Origin of the sequence: Streptosporangium sp. NPDC051023, assembly GCF_040689595.1 — a bacterium.
Lineage (GTDB): Bacteria > Actinomycetota > Actinomycetes > Streptosporangiales > Streptosporangiaceae > Streptosporangium.
The window spans coordinates 1-21,831 of record NZ_JBFBCE010000057.1; the positions used below are offsets into that span (position 1 = coordinate 1).

A 21,831-nucleotide genomic window follows, 5' to 3' on the forward strand; every position below is an offset into this window, starting at 1 on the left:
CTGCTGCGAGGGTGTTGAGCGACGAGGGAAGGCACCGGCACTGGGGCGCCCAGGCCCGCGACGCCGCCAGGCGTCGCAAATAAGCACAGCCGCAATCAGCAGGTGTCGGCGAGCTGCTCCAGGACGAGCAGCGGGTCGGGCAGCGGGCGCCCGTCGGGGGGACGGAGCCACGAGGCCGCCTTGCCGGTGGGCAGGACAGACGGCGGGGCGAGAACGTAGCTGTCACTGCAGTGCCAACGCAGGCCCGGCATCTCCTCGATGGTCGAGGGACCGTAGTCGAGGGGGCAGGACCACCACTCGTCCTCGTCGTCCGAGGCGTTGCGGGTGGCCACAAAGAACAGGGCCCGGTCGCCGTTGGCGGCGACCGGGCCCTGTGCGGCTGCGGTGGAGTCCATGTTCGCGAAGGCGGCGAGGCCCGCGGCGAGCGGCACGTCGAAGACGTCGAAGACCCTGCCTGTGGGGAGGATCACGTTCGCCTCGGGGTCGCGATGCCACCAGTGGCTCAGCAGAGTGGGGTCGGTGGTCGCCTGCATCTGCCAGGCACGCGAGAGCGGGTGGGCACCGGCGTCAGGACAGCCGATGCGATCGCACGAGCAGGCGCGGGAACCGCTGTGCAGCGGGCGCGCCCCGGGACAGCTCGCCCAGCCGAGGGCGGCGTACTCCAGCACCGAGTTGATCATCTGTTTCGGATGAGCACGTCGTTTGCCACGACGAGTCAGCGGTACCCCCACCATCGTGTCCTCCGTCGTCCGCGCGTCCCGCGTGCCTTCGGATGCGACGACATGCCCACACTGGGTCAGCGAGAGAAGTCAGACAGCCAGGGTCTACACCACCTGGGACACATCCGCACCGGTCCTCGCACTCTAACGCACAGACCCCAGACGCAAGCGGCAAACCCCCAGTTCTCAGCGTGTGCCTCTCGTCTCACCCCGCCCCCGGAACCGTCGACGGTCTCGGATACGAGCTTTTCCGAGTCACATCGAGTCCGCGGATCCGGCCCTCGCCGCCCGGACGACAGGGCCGACGTGCTGGGCCGTACCCGCCAGGCCCGGCGGGTACGGGGCCTACGGGGCGCGCGGGTGCCCGGCTCAGGCGAGTTTCCTGGCCACCTCGGTCGCCCAGTAGGTGAGGATCATGTCCGCCCCCGCCCTGCGGATCGCGATCAGGGACTCCATGATGACGCGGTCCCGGTCGATCCAGCCGTTCGCCGCCGCCGCCTCGACCATGGAGTACTCGCCGCTGACCTGGTAGGCGGCCACCGGCACGTCGACCAGGTCGCGCACCTGGCGCAGGATGTCGAGGTAGGCGAGCGCGGGCTTGACCATCACGGCGTCCGCGCCCTCTTCGAGGTCGAGGCGCACCTCGCGCAGCGCCTCGCCGACCGGTCCCGCCGCGTCCTGCTGGTAGGCGTTGCGGTCGCCGAACTGCGGCGCGCACTCGGCGGCCTCCCTGAACGGGCCGTAGAACGCCGAGGCGTACTTGGCCGAGTAGGCCAGGATCGGGATCTGCTCGAAGCCGTCGGCGTCCAGCGCGGCGCGGATCGCGGCGACCTGGCCGTCCATCATGCCGCTCGGCGCGATGACCTGGGACCCGGCCCTGGCCTGGGCCACCGCGGCGGACGCGTAGCGCTCCAGGGTCGCGTCGTTGTCGACCTCCCCGGCAGGGGTCAGGATGCCGCAGTGGCCGTGGTCGGTGAACTCGTCCAGGCAGGTGTCGGTCATCACGACCAGCGCGTCGCCGACCTCGGCGACGAGGTCGGTGACGGCACGCTGGACGATGCCGTCGGGGTCGTCGGCCGCCGAGCCGCGGGCGTCCTTCACCGCGGGCACGCCGAACACGATCAGGCCGCCGACTCCCGCCTCCGCCGCCTCGTGGGCGGCCTTGCGCAGCGAGTCACGCGTGTGCTGGAGAACTCCGGGCATCGAGCTGATGGGGTTCGGCTCGTCGATGCCCTCCTTGACGAACACCGGCAGCACCAGCTCCGCGGGGTGCAGCCTGGTTCCTGCGACCATCCTGCGCATTGCCGCCGTACGGCGAAGCCTTCGCGGGCGCGCGACAGGGAACTGGGCGGTCATGGTGTCTCCCCCTCCCCCCGGCCACACGGGCACCACGGAGGTGGAGGAGCCGGGGGACGTATTCGGTTGGTTCATGGCCTTTCGGGTGCCGCCGGCACCTGCCGCCGCACGGCACCCGTGACTGCCATTTCAGGTTACTTGGCGCGGCGCCGGGCTCCCCGCCGGGTCTGGGAAGGCCTGCGGGGAACGTCTCCGGCCGCGAGCGCGGCCTGCCGCTGCTTGGCGCCGTACTCGGCCAGCGCGGAGGCGAGGGCCGAGGCCGACGGCTTGTCGGCCATGACGTCGACCCTGAGCCCGAACTCCTCCGCGGTCTTCGCGGTCTGCGGCCCGATCACGGCGATGACCGTGACGTTGTGCGGCTTGCCCGCGATGCCCACGAGGTTGCGCACGGTGCTCGACGAGGTGAACAGCACCGCGTCGAACCCGCCGCCCTTGATGGCCTCGCGGGTCGGGGCGGGCGGAGGCGCGGCCCTGACGGTCCGGTAGGCGGTCACGTCGTCGCACTCCCAGCCCAGCTCGGTCAGCCCGGCGACCAGGGTCTCGGTGGCGATGTCCGCGCGCGGCAGCAGGACCCGGTTGATCGGGTCGAGCATCGAGTCGTACGGCGGCCACTCGGCGACCAGGCCCTCGGAGGACTGCTCGCCCGACGGCATCAGATCGGGCTTGACCCCGAAGCTGACCAGTGCCCGCGCGGTCGCCTCGCCGACCGCGGCGACCTTGAGCCCGGCGAAGGCCCTGGCGTCGAGGCCGTACTCCTCGAACTTCTCGCGCACGGCCTTGACGGCGTTCGCGCTGGTGAAGACCACCCACTCGTAGCGGCCGGTGACCAGGCCCTTGATGGCCCTGTCCATCTGCTGCGGGGTGCGTGGCGGTTCGACGGAGATCGTGGGGACCTCCTCGGGCACCGCGCCGTAGGAGTGCAGCTGCTCGACGAGCCCGGCCGACTGCTCCTTGGTTCTGGGCACGAGAACCCGCCAGCCGAACAGCGGCTTGGTCTCGAACCACGACAGGCGATCACGCATGGCGACGGCCTCGCCGACCACGATCAGCGCGGGCTCGGTCATCCCGGCGTGCTTGAGGTCGGGCGCGATCCGGCCGAGGGTCGTCACCACGGTGTACTGCTCGGTGGTCGTGCCCGCGCTGCTGATCGCGACCTGCGTCGAGTCGGGACGGCCCGCGGCGATCAGCGCCTTGCCGATCGCGACGGCCTGGGCGACGCCGTTGTAGATCACCAGGGTGCCCGCGCCCGCCGCGTGGACGGACCAGTCTTCGACCTGGGTCGCGTCGACGACCCGGAACTCGGGGACGGAGACCGCCGCGGGAATGCCCGCGTAGGTGAGGACGGCCGTCGCCGGAGGCACGCCTGGGACGATCTCGAAATCCACCTCGGCCTTGGCGCAGGCCGCGACCTCCTCGGTGATCGAGGAGAAGAACATCGGGTCGCCCGCGCACAGCCGTACGACGCCGCGCCCGCCCTTGGCCGCCGTGACGGCCCTCAGCGAGGCTGTCTCCTCCTCTGCCGTGTCGACGACCTCGACGTTCTCCCTGCAGTGACGCAACAGCGCGCCGTAGGACTCCCGGTCGAGCACGACGACGTCGGCCTTCGAGAGCAGGTCGGCGCCGCGAAGCGTGAGCAGGCCCTCGTCACCGGGCCCGGCGCCCACGAAGGCGACGAACCCGCTCGGGCGCTCAAAGGTGGTACTTCCGGAGCTCAATGTGCTCGCTCCCCTATCAACGTGCCTGCCCCTTCGGCGATCATCTCGGCCGCGAGGTCGCGGCCGAGATCCATCGGCGCCGAAGAGGTCCCGGCGGTGGACTTGCGCACCGCTCTGCTGCCGTCGACGGCGACGACAGCGGCGGTCAGGAACAGATCTTGCCCGTGATCGGCGGAGTACGCACCGACCGGGGCCGCGCACCCCGCCTCCAGGGCGTTGAGCACCGCGCGCTCCGCGGTCACCGCGACGCGGGTCTTGGCGTCGTCGAGCACGCTCAGGAACTCGACGAGGTCGGCGCGGTCGGCACGGCACTCGACGGCGAGCGCTCCCTGCCCCGGGGCGGGGAGCATCTCCTCGACCTCGAAGATCTGGGAGATCTCGGCCTCACGGCCGAGGCGTCCGAGCCCGGCGGCGGCCAGGACGACGCCCTGCAGCTCGCCGGAGGTCACCTTGCCGATGCGGGTGTCGGCGTTGCCGCGGATCGGGACGTACTCCAGGTCGGGGCGGAGCATCCGGAGCTGGGCCACCCTGCGCGGGGAGCCGGTGCCGACCTTGGCTCCCGGCGGCAGGTCAGCCAGCTTCGTGGTGCCGACCAGCGCGTCCCTGGGGTCGTCGCGAGGCGGGATGGCCGCGATGACCACGCGCGGGTCCTGCGTGGTCGGCAGGTCCTTCAGCGAGTGGACCGCGATGTCGATCTCGCCCTCGATGAGCTTGTCGCGCAGCGCGCTGACGAAGACGCCGGTCCCGCCGAGCTGCGTGAGGTTGGCCTTGGTCACGTCGCCGAAGGTGGTGACGCCGACCAGCTCGACAGCGCGGCCGGTCAGCTCGGTGAGGCGGGCGGCGACCAGGCCCGACTGGGTCATCGCCATGAGGCTGCGTCTCGTGCCCAGCCTGAGCGGAGGAGCGACGTCGTTCATCTGCCCACCTCCTTCTTACTCGTCTCAAGGTCCGCCGACTCGACCCTTCTCACCGCGTCGGGCACCTTCGGATCCAGATTGAAAAGCTCACGCAGCGCCTCCGCATAATGATCTCCTGCCGGAGACTCGGCGAGCTGTTTGACACGCACGGTGGGCTCGTGGAGCAGTTTGTCGACCACACGCCTGACCGTCTGCGCGACCTCGTCGCGGACCCGTCCGTCGAGGCCGGGCACCCGCGCCGTGAGCCGCCCGAGCTCCGCCTCGACCACGTCGGCAGCCTTACTGCGCAGCGCGACCACGGTCGGCGTGACCCGCGCAACGCGCTCGGCCGACAGGTAGGCCGCAACCTCGCCGGCGACGATCTCGCGCACGGCGGCAACCGCCTCGGCGCGCCCGCCGTCGTCAGTGTCCGCGTCGGCGCTGCCGTCCTGCATCGACTCGAGGTCGACGAGGGTGATGCCGGGCAGCCGCCGTACCTCAGGGTCGACGTCGTGGGGCAGGGCGAGGTCGAGCAGGAACATCTCCCTGGCGGACACCATGTCGGCGGTGACGACCACGTCGGTCGCGCCGGTGCACGAGATGACCAGGTCGGCTTCGGCCAGCTCTGCCGTGAGGTTGTCGAACTCGGCGGCCCTGCCGCCGACCGCCTGCGCCAGCCGTACGGCGCGCTCGTGGGTCCGGTTGACCACCACGATGTCGGTGACGCCCGCCCGCTGCAGGGTCGCGGCCGACAGCGCGCTCATCGAGCCCGCGCCGACCACCAGGGCGCGCCTGCCCTGGATCGGGCCAAGAGCGCGCTCGGCGAGGGCGAGTCCGACGCCGACGAGGGAGGCGCCCGCCCTGTCGATGCCGGTCTCGGTGTGGGAACGCTTGCCGACCCGCAGCGTCTGCTGGACCAGCTCGTTGAGCGTCGAGCCGACGGTGCCCTGCTCCTGGGCGAGCTTGAGCGCCGAGCGGACCTGGCCGAGGATCTGCCCCTCGCCGAGGACCATCGAGTCAAGGCCGGAACCGACGGAGAACAGGTGTTCGACCGCCCGATCCTCGTAGTGCACGTAGAGGTGACCCGCGAGCCGCTCCATGGCCACACCGGAGTGGACGGCGAGCAGCTCGGAGATCGCGTTGACCGCCGCGTGGAAACGGTCGACGACGGCGTAGACCTCGACCCGGTTGCAGGTCGAAACGACCATGGTCTCGGCGACCCGGACGTCCTGCTGGACGTCGTGGAGCAGCTTGACCAGCGCGTCGCCGGAGACGGAGACCCGTTCGAGCAGGGCGACCGGAGCGGTCCTGTGGCTGAGACCGACGACGAGGACGCTCATCGGCCCTCCCCCGCTCCCGGCGAGCCCGCTCTCGGCGAGCTCACTTCCGGTGAACCCGCTCCCGGTGGACGGACCCGACCACCCGCGCCGGTCGCCTCCGATCGGGAGGCACCGTTTCCTCGGGCTCTGTCGTTCACAAGTCCACCGCCTCGGGCCACTCCTCGGCCATCGCGGGCCCCCCAGTCATCCGATCCGTTTTGCGCTGTTCGTGGAACGCAAGGATCTGCAATTCAATCGATAGGTCGACTTTACGGATATCGACGCCGTCGGGTACAGCGAGCACGACCGGCGCGAAGTTCAGAATGCTCGTCACACCTGCGGCGATGACCCTGTCGGCCACCTGCTGGGCCGCCGCCGCGGGCGTCGCGAGCACCACGATCGACACTCCCCGCCGCCTGATCACGGCCTCCAGCTCATCGATGTGCTCCACGTTCAGCCCCGCGATGTGGTCGCCGACCACCTCGGGGTCGGCGTCCAGGAGCGCGGCCACCCGGAATCCGCGAGAGACGAACCCGCCGTAGTTGGCGAGCGCACGCCCGAGGTTACCCACTCCGACGATGGCGATGGCCCAGTCCTGGGTGAGGCCCAGCTCGCGGGAGATCTGGTAGATGAGGTACTCGACGTCGTAGCCTACCCCGCGGGTGCCGTAGGAGCCCAGATGTGAGAGGTCCTTGCGGAGCTTGGCCGAGTTCACCCCCGCGGCGACAGCCAGGTCCTCCGAGCTCACGGTCGCCAGGCCCCGCTCGGCCATGCCGTTGAGCGCTCGCAGATAGAGCGGCAACCGGGCGACGGTCGCCTCGGGAATGCCACGTTCACGAGCTTGGGAAAGACGGCGAATCACGTTGCCGGAGCTCCAGGGGGACAGGCGGCCGGCGCGGCCCGGACGCGACGGATGACGAGGTGAGGCCACTGTCTTTCAGGTTAGTCCCTTTGTGAACCGGTGCACAAAGTGGGTCTTCACAGTTTCGTCCATGGGATGGGCCTGGGAGATCTCCCAGGTTGCTCTCCTGTCCCGTGGGGATCGTCCGTTGACGGCCGTCCGCCGGACGCGCCCGCGGCGGGCGGCCCCGTCGCCGGCCGCCACCCCTTGGGAGCGCCGCGGGGACCGCCCCCTTGCTGGGCTACCGTGGCGGACATGGCACCGCAGGATCACCGCATCACACTGTTCGGCAAGCCCGGCTGTCACCTGTGCGACGACGCACGAGCGGTGATAGAGCGCGTGGCGACGGAACTGGGCGTTCCCTGGGAGGAGCGGGACATCACCCTCTCCGAGGAGGAGCAGGCCAAATACTGGGAGATGATCCCGGTCACCCTGATCGACGGCGTCCAGCACGACTTCTGGCGCGTCGACGAGGGCCGCCTGCGCGCCGCGCTCGCGTCCTGAGGGTCCCGGCCGCCGCCAGGATCGCGTACGGCCGCCGCGCGCCGCTCAGATCCCGAAGACCATGGGCAGCGGCACCACCTTCGCGGCGTTGACGTTGAGCTCGATCACGTTGGTCGCGAGCACCATGTTCTGCCGCTCCGTGACGAAACGCTCCACGTGGGGCTGACGCTGGTGGTCGGTGTAGGCCACCTCGTCGCGGTAGAGCTCGTAGACGATGCGCTGGAGCGGGGCCGACTTCACCGAGTGGCACGCGTAGATCAGGGTGTCCGGCTCGGCGCGGCGGACGGCTTCGAGCGTCTCCTCCGCCAGCCGGTCGAACATCTCACCGGTGCCGTCGAGGAGGGTGAACACGGTCAGCAGGCCGTAGATGCTCGGGGAGGGGCGGTTGGACCCGCCCGCCTGCTCGGCGATCGCCCCGGGGTAGAGGGCGCCGGTCTCGGGGGGAGCGCCCTGCGGACCGCCGTAGGCGGGGAACCCCGGAACGCCCGCCGGCGGCTGGCCGTGCCCGCTCTGGCTCGCCTGCCCCCAGTCGGGGAGCTGCGCGTGCCTGGAGGCGCCGCCGAGGCCTTGCGGGGGCGTCTGGCCGCCGGGAGGGAAGGCGGCGGGGCCTCCGGGCATGGCCGGACCGCCGAACGCCTGGTCCGCGGGCATGGGGCTGAGGCTGCCGTCCCGCTGCCCGCCGTACGCGGGGTCGGGCATGGCGAACTCGCCCGTGACGGGGCCGCCGGGCCTGCCGTACTCGCCGATGCCCTGGGCCGGGGGCCTGCCGTGCTGGGCGCCGGGGCCCGCGTGCCTGCCGTACTCGTTGGCCGGGATGTCATACTCGCCGGTCGCGAAACCGCCTGACGTCATGCCGAACTGACCGGTCACGGGGGGCTGCGAGGCGTAGTCGGCACCGGGGGGCCTGCCCTGCTGGCCGCCCGCGGGCGGCATGCCGTACTCGCCCGCCATGAACATGCCCGTCGCGGGGCCACCGAACGGGTCGTCCTGGGCGGGAGGTCCCTGCCGCATGCGCGCCGCGTAGTCGACGTCCTGCTCTCCGGCACGGTATTCGGCCACCAGGTCACCGAGCCCGGAGCGGCGGGAGGAGTCCTCGGGCAGCGCCCTGCCCGCCTGCTGCTCCTGCGGCGCTGCGCGGCGTCCGGCGACCTGGACGTCCTGGAAGGGCTGCGCGGGGGCCGCCCTGCGGGGCGCCGGGCGGGAATCACTCCGCGCCTCGGCCCCCGTCTCCTCGTCCTCGTCCTCGTAGGGCGCGAGCGGACGGAGCACGACGTACCAGATCGCGGCAACGGTGACACTAAGAAGGAGAATGGTGAACATCCCGGGAACCGCGAAGCTCACGGCTCCGAGCGCGGCGAGACCCGTGGGCCCGAGCACGAGCAGCGCGTGCATGTTGTCCGCGTCATAGTCGTCGCCGCCGCGCCAGCGCAGCACCGCGAACACCAGCCCGCCCAGCAGGGTGAGCGCCGCGCCCGCGTGGGTCACCCAGAGCAAGTAGGCGGGAAAGACATCCCAGTGGCGGCTGCCGACCGGAAGGCTGGTCGTGAACTCCTGCACCAGGTCGACCCGGTCGGAGATCATAATCACCAGTCCGACGATGGTGAACGCGATCCCCAGGAGCCAGGAGGCGAACCTGGCCGCGGACTTCCGTCCGACGAGCTGGACGACTCCGACGGCCAGCCACAGCGGGGCGAGCAGTGAGCCGGTCAGTTGGTAAATGCGAAATGTGGTCGCCCCAAACCCGATCAGGCAACCGGTTCCGATTACTCCGAGTGACACGCACAGCGTCGTCGTTGTAATGCTCCAGGCGATCAGCCACCCTTTGCGCTCATCCCGGAGACGGCTAACGAGAGCGATGGTGGCGATGGCCGCGAGCAGTGCACCCGCGAACGCGATGACAGCGACGAGGAGATTCATGGTGCCTCCAATGCTGCCGGACATTACCCCCTAACCGGTAGCCGAACTGATGACGGGCTGTCCGGACCGGTGTGAAACAACCGGCGCCATACCGTATCGGCTGATTACCGCTAGTCACGACATTCCGAAGTGGATTGTGGAATTTCAGCTTAGTTTCCTAGAGTGTTCGAGCACGCCGTACCCCCTCCCCCACAGGGATACCGGATGCCAGACACGTGGCGGTTCGCCGGGCCCCTCCCCACAACCACCGGGGTGGCCCAGCCTGTCCGCAGCAACGAGCTCGCCACGCGCGAGGACGCCTCGGAGGAACTCCGGAGGCTTGTTCTGCGTGCCAAAACCGGAGACACGGATGCGTTTGGCACGCTCTACGACCGCTATCTCGACCTGGTCTACCGGTACGTCTACTTCCGCGTCGGCTCCCACCCGCTGGCCGAGGACCTCACGAGCGAGACCTTCCTGAGGGCCCTTCGCCGGATCGCCGACTTCACCTGGCAGGGGCGCGACTTCGGAGCCTGGCTCGTGACCATCGCCAGGAACCTGGTCGCCGACCACTTCAAGTCGGGCAGGTACCGCCTGGAGGTCTCGACCGCCCAGGTGATCGACATCCCCCTCGACGGCCCGCACATCCCGGAGAACGCCGTCGTCACCGCGATGATCAACGACCGGGTGCTCAGCGCGGTCCGCGCCCTGGGCCCCGAACAGCAGGAGTGCGTGGTTCTGAGGTTCCTGCACGGCATGTCACTGGCGGAGACCGCACTCGTCATGGGTAAGAAGAGCGGGGCGATCAAGGCCCTGCAGTTTCGCGCGATCCGGGCACTCGCCCGCGCTCTGCCCTCGGATCTCGGCTGACCATGCCGATCGTGAGGTATCGCGTAACCTGGCACGCGGGGCTGTCGTTAGGCAAGTGCACAGACGGATCATGACCTGGGGGCGGCAGGGAGCGTTCATGGGTAAGTGGCTGCCCGGAATCTCACGCAGATCGCAGACGCACATCCAGGATCGCGTGTCCGAGCTCGGCGCCCGGATGGGAGGCGATCCCCGGCCCGAGTTCCGCGCCGAGTTGCGCGAGCGCCTCATGAACGCGACGGAGCAGGAGGACCTGTCTTCCGAGCCTTCTGAGCCTTCCGTGCCCGTCGTCCCCGCGCGGCCCAGGCGCCGCGCGACCCTCTTCCCCCAGCTTCTGAGCCTGGCTCTGGCGGGCGCGATGGTCGCGGCGGGCCTGGGGACCTACCAGTCGATGCCGGGCGACGCCCTCTATCCGCTCAAGCGCGCCGCGGAGAGCACGCTGTTCCACCTGAGCACCGACGACGCGGAGCGGGCCGACCGCTCCTTCGGCTACGCGGAGACCCGCGCGCACGAGGTCGAGGAGCTCCTTGGCGCGACCAAGCGGGAGGACGGCCTGATCGACAAGACCCTCAAGGACATGGAGGACACCACCCGCTCCGCGGTCACCTCTCTCACCCGGGTGCAGCGCCGTGATGCCAGGAGCACGGGCCAGCTCAGACGCTTCGTCCAGAAGCAGCGCGACCAGATCCAGATCATGCTCCCCAAGATGGACGAGGACGACCGGCGCAGGGCCAGCGGCTACCTCGACTACATCGACGGACTGACCCAGCCGGAAACGACAACCGACTCACAAGATGTCACCCGGGACTAACGGCTCGTACACCGATTTCACCCATGCCCGGCGGTTAAGCTGAGGTGCTATGAGGCGGCTACTACGACGGCGGGACGAACCGGAGACAGCCGGAGAGGTAGCGGCCGCAGCGGCGGTGGCCTTGCCGATGGCGAAGCCCGACCCGACGGCGGCCGCTTTCTTCGACGTCGACAACACGATGATGCGCGGCGCCTCCATCTACCACTTCGCCAGGGGCCTGGCCTCGCGCGGCCTGTTCACCACCAAGGACCTGGTCAGGTTCGCGGTCGGCCAGATCATCTTCCGAATCCGCGGCGACGAGAACCCCGAGCACATCGCCAAGGCGAGGGAGACCGCGCTGGCGTTCGTCGCGGGCAGCAAGGTCGAGGAGATCGTCAGGCTCGGCGAGGAGATCTACGACGAGGTGATGGCCGACCGCATCTGGGCGGGCACCCGCGCCCTCGCCCAGAGCCATCTCGACGCGGGCAGGCGCGTGTGGCTGGTCACCGCGACGCCGATCGAGCTCGCCCGGGTGATCGCCCAGCGTCTCGGGCTGACCGGCGCCCTCGGCACGGTGGCGGAGACCAGAGACGGCGTCTACACCGGGCGCCTGGTCGGCGACCTGCTCCACGGTCCCGCCAAGGCGGAGGCCGTACGCGCCCTGGCCCGCAGGGAGGGCCTCGACCTGAGCCGCTGCTCCGCCTACAGCGACTCGGCCAACGACCTGCCGCTGCTCTCGCTCGTCGGCCACGCGACCGCGATCAACCCGGACGCCGAACTCCACGAGTACGCCAGGGGGATCGGGTGGGAGATCAAGGATTTTCGCACGGGCCGTAAAGCCACCATGATCGGGCTGCCCATCGCCGCGGGCGCAGGGGCGCTCGCGGGCGGCGTGGCCGCCGCCGTCGCCCTGCGCCGTTTCTACCGTTCCAGGTGACCGCCGGTACGGCGCGGGCACACGCGGCGGCCTCGGCCAGGCGTGGCGGGCTCAGAAAAAGGGCGGGAAGGCGTGCCCCCGCCGCAGGCGGAGCTCGTTGAGCTGCTGCTGGATCACCTCGCGGACCTGGTCGGTGAGGTTGAAGACCAGCATGGGATCTTCGGCGTCCACGGGGTCGAGCTCGTCGGTGCGGATGGGCTCACCGAAGCCGATCACCCACTTGGACGGCAGCGGCACCAGACCGAGCGGACCGAGCCAGGGGAACAGCGGGGTGACCGGGAGGTACGGCAGGCCGAACGCCCTGGCCAGGAGGCGCAGGTCACCGATCTTGGGATAGATCTCCTCGGCTCCCACGATCGAGCAGGGGACGATCGGCACTCCCGCGCGGATGGCCGAGGCGACGAAACCGCCGCGGCCGAAGCGCTGCAGCCGGTAGCGCTCGGAGAAGGGCTTGCCGACACCCTTGAAGCCCTCGGGGAAGACACCCACCAGCTCGCCCTTGCGGAGCAGGCGGTCGGCGTCCTCACGGCAGGCCAGGGTGTGGCCGGTCTTGCGGGACAGGTGGCCGAGCACCGGAAGCTGGTAGACCAGGTCGGCTCCGAGCAGGCGGATCGCGCGGCGGTCGGGATGCTCGTCGTGCAGCGCCACCTGGAGCATGAGCGCGTCGAGCGGGATCGTGCCCGAGTGGTTGGCCACGACCAGGGCGCCGGAGTCGCCGGGCACGTTGTCCATGCCGACGGTCTCGACACGGAACCAGTGCCGGTACAGCGGGCGGATCAGCTCAAGCAGCACCCTGTCCGTGAGCTCTGGGTCGAATCCGAACTCGTCGACGTCGTACTGCCCGGTGACACGGCGGCGCAGGAAGGCCAGCAGCTCCGCGAGGTCACGGCCGCCGCGCGGGGACTCGTGCGCGGAACGGTCGCCCCCGGACGCCGTCCTACCCTGAGGCTCGTGCCTGGACGCGTCAGGAGGCTCGTGCGCGGCCCCGCCGCCGGGCTCCCCCGCCGAGCGGGCGCGTGTGATGGGAATCACTCGCGCGTCCCGCGGCTCTCCGGCCATCTCGGTCACCTTTTCATTGCTTGCTCGACCGTCTGGGAGAGCAGGTCCATCATGGCCGAGGGCAGCCCGCCCGCGAGGTCCCTCGCGCGGACGAAGTCCTCGAAGGCGGCCGCGGTCGAGAACGTGGGTCTCCAGCCGAGGGCCGAGACGAGCCGGGTGGTGTCGACCACTCGGCCATAGCGCATCAGGCGGATCTGTTCGGAGGAGAAACCGCCCAGTCCCGCGCCGCGGACGAGATCACCCATGAACCGGAACGCCGGGGAGGGGATGGGCAGCGACGGCAGGCCCGCCCTGTGGGCGCACTGCGACAGCAGCAGCACGCCGTCCCCCGCCACGTTGAACGTACCGGGGTGGTTCTCCAGCGCCATCCGCCTGAGCACCTCGACGGCGTCGTCCTCATGGATGAACTGCAGCCGGGGGTCGAAGCCGAGCACGGTCGGCACGACGGGCTGGGTGAAGTAACGGGTCAGCGGCGAGTCGATGCCGGGACCCATGAAGTTCGCGAACCTGAGCATCGAGACGACCACGTCCGCACGCCGCCTGGCGAAGCCGCGAACGTAGCCCTCGACCTCCGATGCGTCCTTGGCGTAGCCATGGCCCGGCGGCTCACCCGGCTCGGTGTCCTCGGTGAAGACCGCCGGGTCGTGCGGGGACGAGCCGTAGACCGCCGTGGTTGAGCGGACGACGACACGGCGGACCGTCGCGGACCGCTGACAGGCACCGAGCAGTTGCATGGTGCCGATGACGTTGTGCTCTTTCATGAGGGCTCTGCCACCACTCCTCGGGGGAGCGCTGACCAGGCTCATGTGAACCACAGTGTCGATGTCGGCGGCCGCGATCACCTGGGCGATGTCGGGGCTGCGCAGATCGACGCGGACGAACTCGGTCCGGCCGAGAGGTACGCCGCCATCACGTGAGAGCGAGGGCGGCGGCACCGTGTCCACTCCGATGACCCGATCGATGTCCGGGTCAGCCGCGAGAACGCTCGCCACTCGGGCGCCGATGTGGCGCGAGACCCCGGTGACAAGCACGGTATGGGTCATGCGCGCCTCGCAGATCCGCGTCGCTACTTCTTGTTACGCCGCTGGATGCGGGTCTTCTTGAGAAGCTTGCGGTGCTTCTTCTTCGCCATGCGCTTACGGCGCTTCTTGATCACAGAGCCCACGGGACCCCCAGGTAGCTGGTAGCCGAGATTGTCGACCGGTGCGCGAAAAGCACACCGGCTCAACAGACTACCGGCGATCCATGGTAGATCGCCCCCTGGGGGGACCCCGGGTACTGGAACTCACGACGTGACGAACACGTCGCTACCTCGCCGCCATCTCGTCGAAGGCCGGGCCCATACCACCGGTCTCACCCGGAGGGTCAGGGCCCGTCGGTCGCTCACCGTTCCTCGCTTGCCTGGTGGCCGGGTCACCTGGACCCCACCGCCTCACTCGCTCGTCGGGCTCGGACCGCTTCAACCCGCCTCGATGTAGGCATCCCTGAGATAGTCGTGAACCGCCTGCTCAGGCACTCTGAAAGATCGACCGACCCGGATGGCCGGCAGCTCGCCCGAATGCACGAGTCGGTACACCGTCATCTTGGACACCCTCATGACAGTGGCCACTTCTGCCACCGTCAGGAACTTCACCTCACTGAGAGGTCTTTCGCCTGCACCCATCGGACGCCTCTTCCGCACGTGTTTCCGGGTTATCCCCACTGGTGCCATTGCTCACGCACGTGTACTGCCGTCAGCGTAAGTCGGGACTCCGAGTGTGCAAACCCCCTACTGTCTCAGTCTTCGCAGTCCCATGTCAGCGAAACGGAGGAAGTCGCTGGCCAGCAGCCGGACCGTGCCCCTCGCCTCGATCTTGGAACGGACCAACTGTCTCCTATTAGAGTCGCCCACAACAGCCAAAAAGTTGGCAAACGGTCGGCGAGGTGCGTGGAATGCAGGCGCGAAAAGCCCGTATAGGGACGGACCGATTTGCGCAACGCCCGCCTCAGAGGGCTCGCACGACCCTCTCGACCAGGTGATCAGTCAGCGGAGCGTAATACCTTGGTAGCACATTGTCATCAAGCGGGACGGTCACCGCGATCTTGCCCTCGGCCTCCCCGACGAAGAGCGCCGGATCGTTGCTGTCGGCGAACCCGACCGTGAGGATCCCCGCCTCGCCCGCCGCCCCGGCCCAGCCGTGGTCGGCGATCACCAGATCGGGACGCTCGTCGCCGAACTCGGCGATCATGGCCTCCATCGGGGTCGCGTCGTGGGTGTGCACGAAGGCGCCCCGGTCGTCCAGCATGGCGACGTCGTCCATGTAGCGGATCTTGCGCCTGCGGCCGAACCCCTGGTTCCAGTAGGACCAGCCCTCCGCGGTGTCCATCAGCGTCGCGCCGCGCTCCCTGAGCAGCCTGGCCAGGGCCATGTGAATGGTGAGCAGGCCTGTGGGGTGGCCGGTCGCGAGGAGGATCCTGGGCGCGCCGCCGCTGAGCACCGCGGCCACCGTGTCGCCCATCGCCTCGATGGCGTCGATGGTGCGGTCGGGGTCGATGGTGTCCTGGCCCTGCCTGTGCCCGGGATCGGCCACGACCCCGGCGGACTTGGCCATCAGCTCCAGGACGTCCCGGTAGGCCCAGCGGCCCTCCGGTGTCAGCCCGAACATGTGGTACGGGTCCCGGTTGGCCAGCGACCGGTAGTGGTCGAGGTTGTTCTCCCTGCTGGTCGCCACGTCACCGGCGATCCGGGTGCGGACCAGATGCTCGCGGAGGTCGTCACGCGTCATCGGCGCCACCCGCCCCGCCATCGGGCGGCGGCCATCGCCTGTCATCGGCGGTATCCGTCCCGCCGCCTGCTGGATTCCCTCGTCGTTCATCCGCTCGTTCCCTTGTCACGGCGTCCCTCCGCCGGGACGCTCCCGCCGGTCGCGACGCCGCGTGTCACGGCCGGGCGCCGGCGACCGGCGCCCTCCCCACCATCACGGGTGGGGGTCCAGCCCGTGGAAGGGGAAGATGGCCTTCCTCGTCGCCATGATGGCCCGGTCGATGGGGTCCGCTGGATCATAACCAGCAGAAAAATCACGAAATTCCGGATTTCTGCCATCAGTCAGCGTCAGCGGCGCCGTCTCCCCCGTCCGCTCAGCGACGAACCGCCGCCACTCCTGCGGGGTCGCGGTCCCCGGAGCGAGCGGGTGGCCGGAGACCTCGGCGATCAGGTGGGTCCACGCCCTGGGCACCACCTGCACGAGCTCGTATCCCCCTCCGCCGGTCACGATCCAACGGCCGCCCGCGGTCTCGTGCGCCAGTTCGTGCAGCGCGGCGTAGGCGGCGCGCTGGCCGTCCACGCTGAGCATGAGATGCGCCAGCGGGTCCAGCGCGTGGCTGTCGCAGCCGTGCTGGGTGAGGAGGATCTCGGGGGCGAACTCCCGCAGCAGCGGCGGCACGACCGCGTGGAAGGCCCTCAGCCAGCCGCTGTCACCGCATCCCGCGGGCAGCGCGACGTTGACCGCGGTCCCCTCCGCCCCGCGCTCCTCCGGGAAGCCGGTGCCGGGGAAGAGGGTGCGGGGGCTCTCGTGCAGGCTGATCGTCAGAACCCTGGGATCGTCGTAGAACATGGCCTGGACGCCATCCCCGTGGTGCACGTCGACGTCCACGTAGGCGACCCTGGTCGCGCCCTGGCCCAGCAGCCAGGCGATCGCCACCCCGGGGTCGTTGTAGACGCAGAAGCCGCTCGCGGCTTCGGTCATCGCGTGGTGCAGGCCTCCCGCCACGTTGACCGCGTGCTCGGCCTCGCCGTTCCACACGGCGCGGGCCGCGGCGAGGGTGGCGCCGGTGATCAGCGCGGAGGCCTCGTGCACCCCGGCGAAGGAGGGGGTGTCCTCGGTGCCGAGCCCGTGGACCCGGTCGGGCTCCCCCGCGGCCGAGGCCCGCTTGACGGCCTCGATGTAGTCACGTTTGTGGACCAGCGCCAGTTCGTCGTCCGTCGCGGGCGCGCAACCGGTCACCTCAACCGCGTCCAGCACACCGAGCTCCCTGGCAAGCGCCATGGTCAGCTCGACCCGCACGGGCGCGAGGGGATGCCCTGGCCCGAAGTTGTACGAGGTGAGCGCATCGTCCCAGACGACCCGCACGGACCGGCTCATGCGCCCTCCCTGTTCGATCGTGACACCGCTCGTCGCGCCGCGGTCACGGGGCGATCCGGCGCTCCCGCGCCCGGAACCCGGCTCACCGGCGCGACCTCGCGGCCGGATCTCCCACCCTGGCCGACGTTACCGCACGTGCGCCCATGCAGGTTTACGCGGCCGTCTCCATGACGGGCACGGACTCCTGCACCCGGCTCAGCCTCCTGACGGCGGGCACCAGGAGCAGCGAGGCGCAGCCGCACACCGCGACGACCGAGGAGACGACCAGCATCTCCCGCGCGCCGACCACGGCGGCCAGCGGGCCCGCCAGCGCCTGGCCGATCGGGACGGCGATCGTCGATCCCGCGACCTCGTAGGCGGTGACGCGGTTGAGCGCCTCGGCCGGTACCTGGGTCTGGACGCTCGTGGCCCACATGACCGACCAGAATGCCCAGCCAACGCCGCCGACCACGTGCGCGGCCATCAGGGCCCACAGCGGCATCCCGGTGGCGATCGAGAGCGGCTCGAGCGTCAGGCCGAACAGGCCGACCGCCCCGGCCATCAACGGCCGCGCGGGGCGCATCCGCATCGCGATCAGGCCTCCCACGATCGTGCCCGCGCCGGAGGCGGACATGACCAGGCCGTAGGCGCGCACGCCCAGGCCGTCGGTGATCAGCACAGAGCCGAGCGGGATCATCGGGCCGAACAGGGTGATGCCGAAGATGATCCAGATCAGGATCACCGACCACATCCAGGTCCTGGACCTGAACTCGTGCCAGCCACCGCGCAGGTTGCGCCACATCGAGTCCTCTGCGGGGGCCGCGGCGACCACGGGCAGGCGCAGCAGCAGGAGGCAGGTCGCGCTGATCGCGAACCCGGCGGCGTCGAGCGCGAAGACGACCCCGACGTTGGAGAAGCCCGCGATCGCCCCCGCGACTCCTGGGCCGGCCAGCAGCATGATCGACTCGGAGACGCGCAGGGTGGCGTTGGCCTTCTGCACGTCCCCGGCCACACGGGGGACCGTGCTGGAGACGCCCGGCTGGTACATGGCGGCGGCGACGCCGTTGACCGCCGAGATGACCAGCACCTGCCACAGCTGCGGCCTGTCGAGGATGAACAGCGCGGCCAGGAGCCCCTGGGTCACCACCCTGACCGTGTCCGCACCGATCATCATGCGGCGCGGTGTGAACCTGTCGGCGAACACCCCGCCGAACAGGATCAGCACCGCGAAGGGCGCCATCCACGCGGCCAGCGCCAGCCCGACCCCGGTCGGGCCGTACCCCAGCGCGCCGACGCCGACCGCCGTCGCGAACGGGACCATCGCGGCGCCGAGCATGGAGACAGACCGCGCGGTGAAGAACAGTGTGAAACTCCGCGACCAGACCGCCGGTCCCTGCCGTCCTCCTCGATCACCAGTTCGTACGGCCTGCCCCACGATTGCCCCATTCCCACCGAAGTTCCAGGGAAATGATGCCTTACGTAGGAAACTTTATTAAAGGAGGGGTCAGCCGCCCGCGAGCTGGCGGCTGCGGTCCCGCGCGGCCTCGATGGCGGCCAGGAAGGCCGCGCGAACGCTGTGGCGCTCCAGCTCGGCGATGGCCGCGATGGTGGTGCCGCCGGGAGAGGTGACCGCCTCGCGGAGGATGACCGGGTGCTCGCCGGAGTCACGCAGCATGATGGCCGCGCCGACGATCGACTGGGTGACCATGTCGAGCGCGGCGGCGCGGGGCATGCCGAGCAGGATGCCCGCGTCGACCATGGCCTCGACGAGGTAGAAGAAGTAGGCGGGACCGCTGCCGGAGAGCGCGGTCGCGGCGTCCTGCTGCGACTCGGGGATGCGCAGCACCTTGCCGACCGGCCGCAGCAGGTCCTCGGTCCGCCTCAGGTGCTCCTCAGAGGCGTGGGCGCCCGCCGAGATCACGCTCATCGCCTCGTCGACCAGCACCGGGGTGTTGGACATGACCCGCACGACCGGAATGTCGGCCTCAAGCCTCGACTCGACGAACAAGGTCGTGATGCCGGCCGCCGCCGAGATCACCAGGCGGTCGGCGGGGACGTGCGGGGCGATCTCGGTCAGCAGGGAGGCCATGTCCTGCGGCTTGACCGCGAGGATGATCGTCTCGGCGCTCTTGGCCGCCTCGGCGTTCGAGACGACCTGCACGCCGTACCGCTCTCCCAGCTCGGCCGCCCGCTCCGGACGCCGCGCCGTCGCCAGCACGCCGTCCGGCTCGAACCCGGCCCGCAGCAGCCCGGACAGCAGGGCCTCGCCCATCTTCCCGGTTCCCAGAATCGCGATCATGACAGCACACCTTGCATGAGAAAAAGCGGATGACCAGCCTACGGGGCTGGCAGGATGAGCCGCCAAAGCAGGCCACTATGCGGACGGCGGCGCGGTGTCGAGGTGCCCTGAACCGGATGGGGGCGCGAGCCGTTAACAGGGTATGCGTATGATCGCGATCCCCGTTCTGGCGGGAAGTCTGCTGCTGGCCGCCGGCTGTGGCACCGAACACAGCGCCACCGTCCCCGGTGCCGTGGGAGGTGTCGCCGGCGTCACCGTCCCCTCCCAACTCGTGAGCCACACCGTCGCGCCCCGGGTCGAGCCGACCGGCAAGGACGTGCCCAAGCCGGTCAGGCCCGAGGGCCACACCGAGAACCCCCACAAGGTGACCTGGCTGTCCGCCGAACCGTCGAAGGACCGCAGGAGCCTGCGGATCGTCTGGTGGTCCGGGGTCGAGCCCTGCTACGTGCTCGACCGGGTGACCGTCAAGCAGACGGCCAAGCGGGTGACCGTCACCCTCTGGGAGGGCCAGAGCAGCAAGGCCCAGAATGTGGCCTGCATCGACATCGCCATCAAGAAGTCGACGATCGTCAAGCTCAAGGCCCCCCTCGGCCACCGCAAGGTCGTCGACGGCGCCAAGCCCTGATCCTGGGAAGCCTGCCGGCCCCGGAGAGACGGGCCTGTCGAAAAGCCCGCCCCTCCGGGGACGCCGCTCACCGTGGGAGAGAGGGTCTGGCCTCAGGGGATGGAGGCGACCCGCTCACACCCCCGGGGGCGCGCGGGCCGTTCACCGGTCCAGCCCTGTTCGGCGTAGGCCGTGTAGTTGAGCACGGTGCCCCGGGGCAGGCCGCCGCGGTCCGTCACCGCGACGCTCCGGTCACCTGCCAGCTCTCCCGTCCGGGGATCGACCATGACCTGGTAGGCGGCGGGGATCCCGGCGTCGGAAGGCTCGTCCGCGTTGACCCTCACCGCCACCTCGGTACGGCCGAGCGCGTCGACGACCTCCCCGACCACCTCCGTACCCGGACGGTCGGCGAGGATCCGGAGCGCCGCGGCCCGCAGGGCGGGGGGACTGGGAAGGTTCAGCAGCGAGACCGCGGCGAAGCTCAGATACTTCTCCTTCTCCGTGTCCCTGGGCAGTCCTCTCCGGGCTGTGCTTCCGGACGCGGGAAACGTCTCGCTCTGGTCGGCCCACAGGATCTTCAGCCGTTCGAGCAGCGCCGCCGGGTCAGTCGGCAGCGCCTCCAGATCGGCGAAGGTCAGATCGGCCGCCCTGCGGTCGTACAAGACTCCCTTGGGTTCGACCTTCCATGAGTAGCGGCACGTGTTGTTCAATGCCTCACCCAGCTTGTAGTCGTACTTCTCAGCCGGGTTCCACGGCTTGCGCTCCGTCCCGCGTGGCAGGGCCAGGAAGCGGCCTCTTAGCATCTTGGAGGTGACGAGAACGGGGTCGTCGGACTCGCGCGGCGCCCAGAGCGTGATCTCGTCGGTCCTGATCCCGATGCCGTCGGAGGCGGCGTCCACCGACGTGATGGACCCGATGACGGAACGGCGCCGCCAGTAGGCGCCGGTCTCCACAGGCGCCTTCTCCACCCTGTCCGCGATGTTCAGGAGAATCTGCCCGTTCTTCGCCGGGACAGCCACGGTCGGGGGGGCTGCGTCGCCCAGGCCGGCCACGACGACCGTGACCGCCACGGCGACCGCGACGGTCGCGGTTGCGGTGGCCAGCCCGGCGACCGGCGTCCACCGCCGCGATCCGGCCCGGGCCGTACGGGGCCCGGGGCCTTTCAGGCGCGCCCTGGCCCGGGCCACGACCTCGGGAGCGGGGGGCGGCGCGTCGGGCAGGCAGGACGCCAGCAGGGTGATCTCATCCATCGTGGGCCTCCTCCAGCGGGTTGACGTCGCCCAGTGCCTTGCGTAGCTGTTTGCGGGCCCGGTTCAGCCGGGAGGCCACGGTTCCGTAGGGGATGCCGAGCGCCTCGGCCACCTCGGCGTGTGCCAGGCCGCCGAGCGCCAGGAGCAGCACCACGTCGCGGTCCCGCTTGGCCAGACCGGCAAGCGCCCCCGCGAGCCTGCCGGTCACCCGCCCCGCGGTGACCCTGGCCGCCACGGCGTCCTCGTGGCTCTCCTCGTCACGGGTGCCGGTACGGCTGAGCGCCTTCCAGCGGCGCACCTCCTCTCGCCGGTGCCTGGCCAGCAGGTTGGTGGCTATGCCGTACAGCCAGGGACGGACGGCGCCCCGCGCGGCGTCGAAGCGATGCCGGTCGCGGAAGGCCATGAGGAAGGTCTCCGCCGCGAGGTCGTCGGCCGCGTGGGTGTCCAGGCGCCGGGCGATGTAGCGATGGATCTCGGCGAAGTGGGCGTCGAACACCCGGTCGAAATCATCGCGCGGCGACCACTCACCGGTTCCGGCGTGCGGGCTGAGGCCGGGAGAGCCGATCACGTCTCGGCCCGCGACCCGAGATCAACAGGATCGATCACACGCGTTCCTTCG

22 protein-coding genes are annotated in these 21,831 nt (G+C 70.2%); 5 read left to right on the plus strand and 17 right to left on the minus strand.

What is annotated here, in order from left to right; translation table 11 throughout:
- Window positions 1-95 precede the first annotated feature (95 nt).
- The 6 genes from AB0395_RS30825 to AB0395_RS30850 form a co-directional block, all read right to left on the minus strand.
- Window positions 96-734 carry a bifunctional DNA primase/polymerase gene (locus AB0395_RS30825; RefSeq protein WP_366287136.1) on the minus strand — a complete coding sequence of 213 codons (639 nt, stop codon included), beginning with the start codon at window positions 732-734 and terminating at the stop codon, window positions 96-98.
- A 354-nt stretch (window positions 735-1,088) separates the two neighbouring features.
- Window positions 1,089-2,075 carry a porphobilinogen synthase gene (gene hemB / locus AB0395_RS30830; protein ID WP_366287138.1) on the minus strand — a complete coding sequence of 329 codons (987 nt, stop codon included), beginning with the start codon at window positions 2,073-2,075 and terminating at the stop codon, window positions 1,089-1,091.
- Between the two features lie 134 nt (window positions 2,076-2,209).
- Complete coding sequence (locus AB0395_RS30835) at window positions 2,210-3,790, minus strand: uroporphyrinogen-III synthase (protein WP_366287140.1); 1,581 nt, start codon at window positions 3,788-3,790, stop codon at window positions 2,210-2,212.
- Entirely contained in the window at window positions 3,787-4,707 is a 921-nt protein-coding gene (gene hemC / locus AB0395_RS30840; protein ID WP_366287142.1) for a hydroxymethylbilane synthase, read from the minus strand. Before hemC ends, AB0395_RS30835 begins: the two co-directional genes overlap by 4 nt.
- Window positions 4,704-6,026: a glutamyl-tRNA reductase gene (locus AB0395_RS30845; protein WP_366287143.1), complete on the minus strand. Its 1,323-nt coding sequence runs from the start codon at window positions 6,024-6,026 to the stop codon at window positions 4,704-4,706. The genes hemC and AB0395_RS30845 overlap by 4 nt, the downstream gene beginning before the upstream one ends.
- A gap of 133 nt (window positions 6,027-6,159) precedes the next feature.
- Window positions 6,160-6,867, minus strand: coding sequence for a redox-sensing transcriptional repressor Rex (locus tag AB0395_RS30850; protein WP_366287145.1), 708 nt, complete (start codon window positions 6,865-6,867; stop codon window positions 6,160-6,162).
- A gap of 294 nt (window positions 6,868-7,161) precedes the next feature.
- Here AB0395_RS30850 and AB0395_RS30855 point away from each other — a divergent pair, with 294 nt between their 5' ends.
- Entirely contained in the window at window positions 7,162-7,410 is a 249-nt protein-coding gene (locus AB0395_RS30855; protein ID WP_366287147.1) for a glutaredoxin family protein, read from the plus strand.
- Window positions 7,411-7,455: 45 nt separating this feature from the next.
- On the opposite strand, the gene AB0395_RS30860 is transcribed toward AB0395_RS30855, so the two are convergent.
- A complete protein-coding gene (locus AB0395_RS30860) occupies window positions 7,456-9,327 on the minus strand; it encodes an antibiotic biosynthesis monooxygenase (protein ID WP_366287149.1) in 1,872 nt (623 codons plus the stop codon).
- Window positions 9,328-9,531: 204 nt separating this feature from the next.
- Here AB0395_RS30860 and AB0395_RS30865 point away from each other — a divergent pair, with 204 nt between their 5' ends.
- From AB0395_RS30865 to AB0395_RS30875, 3 genes are all read left to right on the plus strand, one after another.
- Window positions 9,532-10,176: a sigma-70 family RNA polymerase sigma factor gene (locus tag AB0395_RS30865; RefSeq protein ID WP_366287151.1), complete on the plus strand. Its 645-nt coding sequence runs from the start codon at window positions 9,532-9,534 to the stop codon at window positions 10,174-10,176.
- Window positions 10,177-10,273: 97 nt separating this feature from the next.
- Window positions 10,274-10,984, plus strand: a complete 711-nt coding sequence (locus AB0395_RS30870; RefSeq protein WP_366287153.1) for a DUF5667 domain-containing protein — start codon at window positions 10,274-10,276, stop codon at window positions 10,982-10,984.
- A 49-nt stretch (window positions 10,985-11,033) separates the two neighbouring features.
- Window positions 11,034-11,900, plus strand: coding sequence for an HAD-IB family hydrolase (locus AB0395_RS30875; RefSeq protein ID WP_366287155.1), 867 nt, complete (start codon window positions 11,034-11,036; stop codon window positions 11,898-11,900).
- Between the two features lie 51 nt (window positions 11,901-11,951).
- Here AB0395_RS30875 and AB0395_RS30880 read toward each other — a convergent pair whose 3' ends face one another.
- From AB0395_RS30880 to proC, 8 genes are all read right to left on the minus strand, one after another.
- Complete coding sequence (locus tag AB0395_RS30880) at window positions 11,952-12,959, minus strand: lysophospholipid acyltransferase family protein (RefSeq protein ID WP_366287157.1); 1,008 nt, start codon at window positions 12,957-12,959, stop codon at window positions 11,952-11,954.
- A 5-nt stretch (window positions 12,960-12,964) separates the two neighbouring features.
- Window positions 12,965-14,002 carry an NAD-dependent epimerase/dehydratase family protein gene (locus AB0395_RS30885; RefSeq protein WP_366287159.1) on the minus strand — a complete coding sequence of 346 codons (1,038 nt, stop codon included), beginning with the start codon at window positions 14,000-14,002 and terminating at the stop codon, window positions 12,965-12,967.
- Window positions 14,003-14,025: 23 nt separating this feature from the next.
- Window positions 14,026-14,124, minus strand: coding sequence for an AURKAIP1/COX24 domain-containing protein (locus AB0395_RS30890; RefSeq protein ID WP_018654693.1), 99 nt, complete (start codon window positions 14,122-14,124; stop codon window positions 14,026-14,028).
- Between the two features lie 294 nt (window positions 14,125-14,418).
- Window positions 14,419-14,622, minus strand: coding sequence for a helix-turn-helix domain-containing protein (locus AB0395_RS30895; protein WP_012887307.1), 204 nt, complete (start codon window positions 14,620-14,622; stop codon window positions 14,419-14,421).
- Between the two features lie 322 nt (window positions 14,623-14,944).
- Window positions 14,945-15,733 carry a phosphatase gene (locus AB0395_RS30900; RefSeq protein WP_366287230.1) on the minus strand — a complete coding sequence of 263 codons (789 nt, stop codon included), beginning with the start codon at window positions 15,731-15,733 and terminating at the stop codon, window positions 14,945-14,947.
- Window positions 15,734-15,916: 183 nt separating this feature from the next.
- Complete coding sequence (locus AB0395_RS30905) at window positions 15,917-17,080, minus strand: acetoin utilization protein AcuC (protein WP_366287161.1); 1,164 nt, start codon at window positions 17,078-17,080, stop codon at window positions 15,917-15,919.
- 151 nt (window positions 17,081-17,231) lie between these two features.
- Window positions 17,232-18,494, minus strand: a complete 1,263-nt coding sequence (locus AB0395_RS30910) for an MFS transporter (RefSeq protein WP_366287163.1) — start codon at window positions 18,492-18,494, stop codon at window positions 17,232-17,234.
- A 69-nt stretch (window positions 18,495-18,563) separates the two neighbouring features.
- Complete coding sequence (gene proC, locus AB0395_RS30915) at window positions 18,564-19,358, minus strand: pyrroline-5-carboxylate reductase (protein WP_366287165.1); 795 nt, start codon at window positions 19,356-19,358, stop codon at window positions 18,564-18,566.
- 148 nt (window positions 19,359-19,506) lie between these two features.
- Between proC and AB0395_RS30920 the strand changes: the two genes are divergently transcribed.
- Entirely contained in the window at window positions 19,507-19,983 is a 477-nt protein-coding gene (locus tag AB0395_RS30920; RefSeq protein ID WP_366287166.1) for a hypothetical protein, read from the plus strand.
- Window positions 19,984-20,075: 92 nt separating this feature from the next.
- On the opposite strand, the gene AB0395_RS30925 is transcribed toward AB0395_RS30920, so the two are convergent.
- Window positions 20,076-21,212, minus strand: a complete 1,137-nt coding sequence (locus tag AB0395_RS30925) for a CU044_5270 family protein (RefSeq protein WP_366287167.1) — start codon at window positions 21,210-21,212, stop codon at window positions 20,076-20,078.
- Entirely contained in the window at window positions 21,205-21,780 is a 576-nt protein-coding gene (locus tag AB0395_RS30930; protein WP_366287169.1) for an RNA polymerase sigma factor, read from the minus strand. The genes AB0395_RS30925 and AB0395_RS30930 overlap by 8 nt, the downstream gene beginning before the upstream one ends.
- Window positions 21,781-21,831 lie beyond the last annotated feature (51 nt).